The 8,106-nt window shown below is 66.0% G+C and carries 8 protein-coding genes; 7 read left to right on the top strand and 1 reads right to left on the bottom strand.

The annotated features are described in order from the left end of the window. The first annotated feature begins 47 nt into the window (after positions 1-47). From A5698_RS24420 to A5698_RS24445, 6 genes are all read left to right on the top strand, one after another. A complete protein-coding gene (locus A5698_RS24420) occupies positions 48-572 on the top strand; it encodes a YflT domain-containing protein (RefSeq protein ID WP_068302291.1) in 525 nt (174 codons plus the stop codon). 174 nt (positions 573-746) lie between these two features. Beyond that, entirely contained in the window at positions 747-2,186 is a 1,440-nt protein-coding gene (locus A5698_RS24425; protein ID WP_286144631.1) for an ABC transporter substrate-binding protein, read from the top strand. Continuing rightward, a complete protein-coding gene (locus A5698_RS24430; protein WP_068302293.1) occupies positions 2,183-3,106 on the top strand; it encodes a carbohydrate ABC transporter permease in 924 nt (307 codons plus the stop codon). The genes A5698_RS24425 and A5698_RS24430 overlap by 4 nt, the downstream gene beginning before the upstream one ends. After that, positions 3,106-3,942 (top strand): carbohydrate ABC transporter permease, encoded by an 837-nt coding sequence (locus A5698_RS24435; RefSeq protein ID WP_068302298.1) that lies wholly within the window; start codon positions 3,106-3,108, stop codon positions 3,940-3,942. The genes A5698_RS24430 and A5698_RS24435 overlap by 1 nt, the downstream gene beginning before the upstream one ends. Positions 3,943-3,946: 4 nt before the next feature. Next, positions 3,947-5,140: an ABC transporter ATP-binding protein gene (locus A5698_RS24440; protein WP_068302301.1), complete on the top strand. Its 1,194-nt coding sequence runs from the start codon at positions 3,947-3,949 to the stop codon at positions 5,138-5,140. Further along, positions 5,137-5,730 (top strand): suppressor of fused domain protein, encoded by a 594-nt coding sequence (locus tag A5698_RS24445; RefSeq protein WP_068302304.1) that lies wholly within the window; start codon positions 5,137-5,139, stop codon positions 5,728-5,730. The genes A5698_RS24440 and A5698_RS24445 overlap by 4 nt, the downstream gene beginning before the upstream one ends. On the opposite strand, the gene corA is transcribed toward A5698_RS24445, so the two are convergent. Next, positions 5,727-6,815 (bottom strand): magnesium/cobalt transporter CorA, encoded by a 1,089-nt coding sequence (gene corA, locus A5698_RS24450; RefSeq protein ID WP_068302307.1) that lies wholly within the window; start codon positions 6,813-6,815, stop codon positions 5,727-5,729. The genes A5698_RS24445 and corA overlap by 4 nt on opposite strands. A 137-nt stretch (positions 6,816-6,952) precedes the next feature. Between corA and A5698_RS24455 the strand changes: the two genes are divergently transcribed. Beyond that, positions 6,953-7,942 carry a malate dehydrogenase gene (locus A5698_RS24455; RefSeq protein WP_068302310.1) on the top strand — a complete coding sequence of 330 codons (990 nt, stop codon included), beginning with the start codon at positions 6,953-6,955 and terminating at the stop codon, positions 7,940-7,942. Positions 7,943-8,106: the final 164 nt, after the last annotated feature.

The following is an 8,106-nucleotide window of genomic DNA, read 5'->3' on the forward strand; positions in this document are numbered from 1 at the left end:
TGAGGCAGCAACTTAACGAATCGCGGCGACAGAGGAGAAGAAGACCGATGACCAGCCCGTTTCAACCTGGAGCAAATTCCGGCGCAACGCCTGGTAGCCCGAATTTGGGTCGTGCCCCCGCAGGTCTGCCCACACCGCCGAAGGGTTGGCCGATCGGTTCCTATCCGACCTATGCCGAGGCGCAGCGTGCCGTGGACTACCTGTCGGACCAGGAGTTTCCGGTACAGCAGGTAACGATCGTCGGCGTGGACCTCATGCAGGTCGAGCGGGTCACCGGTCGGTTGACGTGGCCGAAGGTGCTCGGTGGAGGCGTGTTGACGGGTGCGTGGCTGGGCCTGTTCATCGGCCTGATTCTCGGTTTCTTCAGCCCCAACCCGTGGGGCGCGCTCGCCACCGGCCTGATCGCGGGTGTGTTCTTCGGCCTCATCACGTCGGCGATACCGTATGCGATGGCGCGTGGCACAAGAGATTTCAGTTCGACGCTACAACTCGTCGCGGGTCGTTACGACGTGCTGTGCGATCCGCAGAACGCCGAACGCGGACGGGATCTGCTGGCGCGCTTGACCATCTGACGTTCCCGGCGCGGGGATCGCCGAGTTTGCCCAGGTTCCCGATTGCGTAACGGTGTGCGACGCGCGCCGCTGAAGTGTTGCAAACCACATGGTTGTGGCAATACGGTTTGCGCGCGGGAGATTCCCGTACGGCGCCGCTGCGACGGCGATATCGAAGCGGGACGGAGGCGGGTGGTGCGCTTCCCCAGTTCCCCACCGGCGTGGGGGGCCATACGCGGAAGCCAACGGCGGCTGGGTGCCGCGGCGGTTGCTGCGCTGACGACGGCGTCAGTGCTGACGGCGTGTGGATCCGACAGCGGCGGCATCGTCATCAACTACTACACCCCCGCCAACGAGGCACAGACCTTCACGGCCGTGGCCAAACGATGCAACGAGGAGCTCGGCGGGCGCTTCCGGATCCAGCAGATCAGTTTGCCGAAGGGTGCCGACGATCAACGGCTTCAGCTCGCGCGGCGGCTGACCGGAAACGACAGAAGCCTCGACGTGATGGCGCTCGACGTGGTGTGGACCGCCGAGTTCGCCGAGGCGGGTTGGGCGCTACCGCTTTCCGACGATCCCGCCGGACAAGCCGAGGCGGACGCGAAGAACAACACGCTGCCCGGCCCGCTGCAGACCGCCACCTGGCAGGACAAGCTGTACGCCGCACCGATCACCACCAACACCCAATTACTCTGGTACCGAGCGGATCTGATGTCGGAGCCGCCGCCGACGTGGGACGCCATGGTGTCCGAGGCCACCCGGTTGCACGCCGACGGCGGTCCGAGCTGGATTGCGGTACAGGGGAAGCAATACGAAGGCCTGGTGGTCTGGTTCAACACCTTGCTCGAAAGCGCGGGCGGACAGGTGCTTTCCGATAACGGCGAAACCGTCACCCTGACCGACACCGAAGAACATCGCGCCGCCACCGTCAAGGCGCTGCAGATCATCAAGGACGTCGCCACCGCACCGGGGGCGGACCCGTCGGTGACCCAGACCGACGAGACCACCGCACGGCTGGCGCTCGAACAGGGCAAGGCCGCGCTCGAGGTGAACTGGCCGTACGTGCTGCCGTCGTTGCTGGAGAACGCGATCAAGGGCGGTGTGTCGTTCCTGCCGCTCAACAAGGATCCCGCGCTCGCCGACGCCATCAATGACGTCGGAAGTTTCTCACCCAGCGACGAGCAGTTCGAGGCCGCGTTCGAGGCGAGCAGGAAGGTGCTGGGCTTCGCCCAATATCCGGGCGTCAAGCCGGGTGAGGCTGCGAAGGTCACCATCGGCGGCCTGAACCTCGCCGTGGCGAAGACGACCCGGCACAAGGCCGAGGCGTTCGAGGCGATCCGGTGCCTGCGCAACGTCGAGAACCAGCGTTACACGTCGGTTGAGGGTGGGCTGCCCGCGGTGCGCACATCGCTCTACAGCGATCCGGCGTTCCAGGCGAAATATCCCCAGTACGAGATCATCCGCGAACAGCTCACCAACGCCGCGGTGCGTCCCGCCACGCCGCAGTACCAAGCGGTCTCCACCCGCATCTCCACCACGCTGGCGCCGATCACCGACATCGACCCGGAGCGCACCGCCGACGAACTCGCCGAACAGGTGCAGAAGGCCATCGACGGGAAGGGGCTGATCCCGTGACCGCGCCACCCGCCGCCGCGACCGCACCGGCTGCGACCGGCAGCGACGACATCCGCTCGGAACGCAGGCTCGCGTTCCTGCTGATTGCCCCCGCGGTCCTGCTGATGCTCGCGGTCACCGCGTATCCGATCGGGTATGCGGTGTGGCTGAGCCTGCAGCGCAACAACATGGCGGCCCCCGAGGACACCGAGTTCATCGGGTTGTCGAACTACGTCACGATCCTCACCGACCAGTACTGGTGGACAGCGCTTTTCGTCACGCTCGGCATCACCGTCGTGTCGGTGGCCATCGAGTTCGTGCTCGGCATGGCGCTGGCGCTGGTGATGCATCGCACCATCTTCGGCAAGGGCGTGGTGCGCACGGCGGTCCTCATCCCGTACGGAATCGTCACCGTGGCAGCGTCGTACAGCTGGTACTACGCATGGACACCCGGCACCGGATACCTGGCCAACCTGCTGCCCGAGGGCAGCGCCCCTCTGACCGAACAGCTTCCGTCGCTGGCGATCGTGGTGCTGGCCGAGGTGTGGAAGACCACGCCGTTCATGGCGCTGCTACTGCTGGCCGGATTGGCGCTGGTGCCACAGGATCTGCTCAACGCCGCCCAGGTCGACGGAGCGGGAGCGTGGAAGCGCCTGGTCAAGGTCATCCTGCCGCTGATCAAGCCGGCGATTCTGGTGGCGCTGCTGTTTCGCACCCTCGACGCGTTCCGGATCTTCGACAACATCTACGTCCTCACCGGAGGGGCGAACAACACCGGCTCGGTGTCGATCCTGGGTTACGACAACCTGTTCAAGGCGTTCAACGTCGGCCTGGGTTCGGCGATCAGCGTGCTGATCTTCCTGTGCGTGGCGATCATCGCGTTCATCTACATCAAGATCTTCGGTGCGGCGGCACCGGGGTCGACCGAGGAGAGTCGCTGATGACCGAGCGGGCTCCTACGTCGCGCGTGACCGGATGGACCGTCGTCAACGTGCTGGTCGTCATCTACGCGTTGTTCCCGGTGCTGTGGATCCTGTCGCTCTCGCTCAAGCCGACGTCAAGTGTCAAGGACGGCAGGCTGATTCCCGCCGAGATCACCTTCGACAACTACAAGGCGATCTTCCAGGGCAACATCTTCACCTCGGCGCTGATCAACTCGATCGGAATCGGCCTGATCACCACCGCCATCGCGGTCGTGATCGGCGGAATGGCCGCATACGCGGTGGCACGGCTCGACTTCCCCGGCAAGCAGTTGCTGATCGGGGTCGCGTTGCTGATCGCGATGTTCCCCCACATCTCGCTCGTCACACCGCTTTTCAACATCGAGCGCGCGGTCGGTCTGTTCGACACGTGGCCCGGCTTGATCATCCCCTACATCACGTTCGCGCTTCCGCTGGCGATCTACACGCTGTCGGCGTTCTTCCGGGAGATCCCCTGGGATCTGGAGAAGGCGGCGAAGATGGACGGTGCGACACCGGCACAGGCGTTCCGCAAGGTCATCGCCCCGCTCGCGGCGCCGGGCATCGTCACCGCGGCGATCCTGGTGTTCATCTTCGCGTGGAACGACCTCCTTCTGGCGTTGTCGCTGACCGCCACCCAACGCGCGATCACGGCGCCGGTGGCGATCGCGAACTTCACCGGCAGTTCGCAGTTCGAGGAACCGACGGGTTCGATCGCCGCGGGCGCGATGGTCATCACCATCCCGATCATCATCTTTGTGCTCATCTTCCAACGACGGATCGTCGCCGGACTGACATCCGGCGCGGTGAAGGGGTAGTTCCATGGCCGAAATTGTGTTGGACCGGGTGACGAAGAGTTACCCCAACGGCGCGACGGCCGTCCACGAGTTGTCGATGACGATCGCCGACGGCGAGTTCATCATCCTCGTCGGTCCGTCGGGATGCGGAAAGTCGACCACGCTCAACATGATCGCGGGGCTCGAGGACATCACCTCGGGTGAACTGCGCATCGGCGGGGAGCGCGTCAACGAGAAGGCGCCCAAGGACCGCGACATAGCGATGGTGTTCCAGTCTTACGCCTTGTATCCGCACATGACCGTCCGGCAGAACATCGCGTTCCCGCTCACGCTGGCCAAGCTGAAGAAGGACGAGATCGCCCGCAAGGTCGACGAGGCCGCGAAAATTCTCGACCTGAGCGAGCTTTTGGACCGCAAGCCCGGACAGCTCTCCGGCGGTCAGCGCCAGCGCGTCGCGATGGGCCGCGCGATCGTGCGCGATCCCAAGGCGTTCCTGATGGACGAGCCGCTGTCGAACCTCGACGCGAAGCTGCGCGTGCAGATGCGTGCCGAGATCGCCCGCCTACAGGACCGCTTGGGCACCACCACCGTCTACGTCACGCATGACCAGACCGAGGCGATGACATTGGGCGACCGCGTCGTGGTGTTGCTCGCCGGGGTGGCCCAGCAGATCGGAACTCCCGAGGACCTCTACAACCGGCCCGCGAACCTGTTCGTCGCCGGGTTCATCGGTTCGCCCGCGATGAACTTCTTCCCCGCGACGATCACCGACGTCGGCGTGCGGCTGCCGTTCGGCGAAGTCACCCTCACGCAGGAAAACCACGACCTGCTGGCCCGCCGCAGCGCGCCGACCAACGTGATCGTCGGCATCCGGCCCGAACACTTCGAGGACGCCGCGGTGCTCGACGGGTACGCGCGGATCCGCGCCCTGACCTTCGACGTCACGGTCGACATGGTGGAGTCGCTGGGCGCGGACAAGTACCTCCACTTCAAGACCGAGGGCGCCGGCGCACGGTCGGCGCAGCTGGCCGAGCTGGCCGCGGAATCGGGCGTCGGCGAAAACGAGTTCGTGGCAAGGGTTTCCGTCGACTCGACGGCCCGCCAAGGCGACACGATCCAGTTGGCCTTCGACACCTCGAAGCTGGTGGTGTTCGATCCCGAGTCGGGCAAGAACCTCAGCCTGCCCGACACCGACTCACCCGCTTCGCCGACCGAGTGATCGACGTTCCCGCGACGGTTCGCGCCCACCTGCTCGAGCACTTCGCGCGTCAGGGCATCGACGCCGAACCCGACGAAGCCAACGTCACGTTCCTGGGCGCCGAGACCATCGACGTGCTGCGCTTCGGCCCCGACCCCGACGGCGTCGTTCACTATGTGTCGCTTGGCTGTTCGCGCCATCCGATGTTCGACCCCACCGAGATGGTGACCGACGCGCTGCACGGTCCGCGTGCGGAGGTGACGGTCGCGCTGCGCGGACCGTCGCCGCGGGGGTTGCACCGGGCGATCGCGATCGTGGCGGCCGCGCCCGCGGTGGAGGGGCTGGTCCTGGCGCCCGACGCGTTGATCGACCTCGAGACCCCGCTGTGGGAATCCTCACCGTTCACGGCTTTCCTGTTGAGCGACAGCATGATCGACGACGTCGCGCTGACCGCGCCGCTGGAGCCGGTGAAGGTGTTGGCCGCCACGCCGATCACCGCCACCGAGGCGGCGTGGGTGCGGCTCAAGGGCGCCGACGCGATGCGCGAGGCGTGGCAGCAGGACGGTGTCGACGTGCTCGATCCCGCACGCCCGGCGGCCAAACCGAGCTAGAGCCAGTTGTTGCGGCGGAACGTGCGGTACAGCAGCGTGCACACCGTCGCCATCAACAGCAGCGCCGCGGGATACCCCCACGACCACGCCAGCTCCGGCATGTGTTCGAAGTTCATGCCGTAGATACCCGCGATCGCGGTCGGAACCGCGGCGATGGCGACCCACGCCGAGATCTTGCGCATGTCGGTGTTCTGCTGCATCGCGACATTGCCGAGAGCGGCCTGCACCAGCGACGTGAGCATCTCGTCGAAGCCGGCGATGCGGTCGGAGGCCTGGGTGTTGTGATCGAACACGTCGCCCATGTACCGCCGGATCTCGACCGAGATCAGGTCGTTGTGATCGGAGAGGATCCGCTGCAGCGCCAACGTGAGCGGGTAGACGGCCCGGCGCAATTCGACGACCTCCCGCTTGAGCAGGTAGATGCTGCCGATGTTGGTCGGCCGGTTCGGCGAGAAGACATCCTCTTCCATCGCGTCGATGTCGGCCTCGACGAGCGAGGTGACGTCGAGATAGCTGTCGACGACGTGGTCGGCGATCGCATGCATGACGGAGTACGGGCCGAGTTCGAGCGAACCGGGGGAGGACTCCAGGTCTTTGCGCACGCCCGCCAGGCCGGTGTGGTCGCCGTGCCGCACGGTCACCACGAACGTTTCGCCGACGAAGATCATGATCTCGCCGGTCTCCACGATCTCGCGCGCCTTGGCCATCGATTCGTGCTCGACGTAGTTGACCGTCTTGAGCACCAGGAACAAGGTGTCGTCGTAGCGTTCGAGCTTCGGGCGTTGGTGCGCATGCACGGCGTCCTCGACGGCCAGCGAGTGCAACCCGAACACATCGGCGACCGACTGCATCTGCTCGTCGTCGGGCTCGTGCAAGCCGATCCAGACGAACGCGTTCTTGTCTTCGCGCTGCAGCTCGCGCACCTTGTCCAGTGCCTCAGCGGGTCCGAGTGTGCCGGCCTGCCGGGTGCCCGAACAGTAGATGCCGCAGTCGACGGTCGCGTTCTCGATCGGTGCCTGATCGGCACCGTCGGCCCCGGCCCCCGCCTTCGTCCGGGTACGAGGTAACGCACGAAACGACGGCATCGGGTCCCTCTCCCCAGGACGTTGTCGGCCGTGGTCGATGCTACGCGGCTGGGCCGGTCGGCTGCCTGCTAGTTTCGTTCCCGACCGCAATCCGCCCGCGGCGCGGGCAACGTACATCTGTGCAAGGAGCATCTGACGTGAGCACAACTCCCCTCAAGGTCGCAGTCACCGGTGCCGCCGGCCAGATCGGCTACAGCCTGCTGTTCCGCCTCGCGAGCGGATCGCTGCTCGGCCCCGACCGGCCGATCGAGCTCCGGCTGCTCGAGATCGAGCCCGCGCTCAAGGCGCTCGAGGGTGTGGTGATGGAACTCGACGACTGCGCGTTCCCGCTCCTGGCGGGCGTGGAGATCGGCTCCGATGCGAACAAGATCTTCGACGGGGCGAACCTGGCGCTGCTCGTCGGCGCCCGCCCCCGCGGCCCGGGCATGGAGCGCAGCGACCTGCTCGAGGCCAACGGCGCGATCTTCACCGCCCAGGGCAAGGCGCTCAACTCGGTCGCTGCCGACGACGTGCGCATCGGGGTGACCGGTAACCCGGCCAACACCAACGCGCTGATCGCGATGACCAACGCCCCCGACATCCCCAAGGAGCGGTTCTCTGCGCTGACCCGCCTGGATCACAACCGCGCCATCAGCCAGCTGGCCCGCAAGACCGGCGCCAAGGTCACCGACATCAAGAAGATGACGATCTGGGGCAACCACTCGGCCACTCAGTACCCCGACATCTTCCACGCCGAGGTCGGCGGCAAGAACGCCGCCGAGGCCGTCAACGACCAGGACTGGATCGAGAACGACTTCATCCCGACCGTCGCCAAGCGCGGCGCGGCGATCATCGACGCCCGCGGCGCCTCCTCGGCCGCGTCGGCCGCCTCGGCGACCGTCGACGCGGCCCGCGACTGGCTGCTGGGCACCCCCGCCGACGACTGGGCGTCGATGGCGGTGGTCTCCGACGGTTCCTATGGGGTCCCGGAGGGCCTGATCTCGTCGTTCCCGGTGACGACGAAAGACGGCAACTGGTCGATCGTGCAGGGCCTGGACATCGACGACTTCTCGCGCAGCCGCATCGACAAGTCGACGGCCGAGCTCGCCGACGAGCGCAAGGCGGTCACGGACCTCGGCCTGATCTGAGGCGAGCGGGCGATTAGGTTACCTACCAGTTCGTCGTTAACCTGGGCGCCGTGTCGCAAGCGGTGAGAGACCTTCCTTTGAACGGATCCAATATCGTCCTCAGCGATGAGGAGATCTTCGCTGCCCACGTAGGCGGCAAGCTCTCGGTTGCGCTGAACGCGGCC

Origin of the sequence: Mycobacterium sp. E136 (assembly GCF_001666865.1) — a bacterium.
In the GTDB taxonomy this organism is placed as follows: domain Bacteria; phylum Actinomycetota; class Actinomycetes; order Mycobacteriales; family Mycobacteriaceae; genus Mycobacterium.